Origin of the sequence: Gordonia sp. NPDC062954, assembly GCF_044543825.1 — a bacterium.
Classification (GTDB): Bacteria; Actinomycetota; Actinomycetes; order Mycobacteriales; family Mycobacteriaceae; genus Gordonia; species Gordonia tangerina.
Window position 1 is genome coordinate 1 of record NZ_JBITWL010000071.1, and the last position, 1646, is coordinate 1646.

Consider the following 1646-nt stretch of genomic DNA (forward strand, 5'->3'; position numbering starts at 1 on the left):
AGCCTGGATCCGTGGATGAATCCGGGGTGTCGATAACGTGAAAATGCCCTCTGAGCTGGAATGATTGGTGGTGTTGAGACACAAAACATTCCAGCTCAGAAGGCACTTCCAGTGAAAGTATCGCATACGTTCTCCGCCACGTCCGCTATCTTCGACGACGACAACCTGGTGTCGCATGCCGGACTGGTACCGGTCATGGCGGTGGCCGAATCGACCGGGTTGGCCTCATCGCTGGGCGACCGGGTCGACCTCGGCACCACTCAGGTCGCCTCAGCCGGGGCCAACCTCGCGCCGAAACTGTTAACCGTGATCGCCGGATTGTGTTGCGGCGCTGACAGTATCGACGACCTCGGGATGGTCCGCAGTGGTGGGCACACCCGCCTGTTCGACCGCGTGTACGCCCCAGCCACCATCGGGCAAACGCTGCGCGAGTTCACCCCCGGCCATGCCCGAGCGCTCAACGCGGTGATGACCCAAACATTGCCGGCGATGTGCGCCACCGCGGGTCTACTACCCGCCGACGGGTCCCGGGTGTTTGTCGACATCGACTCGCTGCTGCGCCCGGTCTACGGCTACCAGAAAGAAGGCGGCTCGTACGGGCACGCCAAGATCGCCGGGCGTGAACTCCTACGCAAAGGACTGTCCCCGCTCATCAGCACCCTGTCCGCACCCGGGCATCCACCGGTGATCGGCAACGCCTGGCTGCGTGCGGGACGTACCGCCTCCGGTAACGGGGCAGCACGAATGATCGCTGAAACCCTGACCACCGCACGCCGGTGTGGAGCGAGCGGGGAGATCACCGTGCGCGGCGACTGCGCGTATGGCACCGCCGCGGTGATGCGGACCTGCCAACGCCTCGGAGCAACATTTTCGCTGGTCCTGCGCACCAATACCGCGATCACCCGCGCCATCACCGCGATCGGAGACGACGCCTGGACCCCGGTGCACTACCCCGGGGCGGTCACCGACCCCGACACCGGCGAACTGATCTCCGATGCCGAAGTCGCCGAAACCACCTACACCGTGCAACCGAATTCCACCCACCCAGTCACTGCCCGACTCATCGTGCGCCGGGTCACAGCCCACCACCCCGCCGACACCGACACCCTGATGCCCGCCTGGCGGTACCACTCGTTTTTCACCAACACCACCGACGACACCGTCACCGCCGACATCACCCACCGCCGCCACGCCATCATCGAAACCGTGTTCGCCGACCTCATCGACGGCCCCCTGGCACACCTGCCCTCCGGAGTGTTCGGCGCTAACGCCGCCTGGCTCGCGCTGACCGCGATCAGCCACAACCTGATGCGCACCCTCGCCGCACTCACCAACGTTCCCAGGCTCCGCACCGCGCGTGGAGCAACCCTGCGCCGCACCCTGATCGCGATACCCGCCCGACTAGCGCGACCAGCACGAACACCAGTCTTGCACCTACCCCGCCACTGGCCCACCCAACACGCCTTCACCGTACTGTGGGCCGCAGTGAACACCACCTGACCCTCCACCCCCACCCGACCGCCCACGACCAGGAACCCTAGTGAAAAAGCTGACGCAGGTCAGTGAATGCCTCACGCCCACAACACAACCAGGCATTCATACACCACAACCCCACCCGCCCGACAACCCATCCACGGATTCAGGCT

1 protein-coding gene is annotated in these 1646 nt (G+C 65.1%); it reads left to right on the forward strand.

The features are described 5' to 3' along the window. The first annotated feature begins 111 nt into the window (after positions 1 to 111). Positions 112 to 1500, forward strand: a complete 1389-nt coding sequence (locus ACIGKQ_RS25320; RefSeq protein WP_287015498.1) for an IS1380 family transposase — start codon at positions 112 to 114, stop codon at positions 1498 to 1500. The last annotated feature ends 146 nt before the right edge of the window (positions 1501 to 1646 follow it).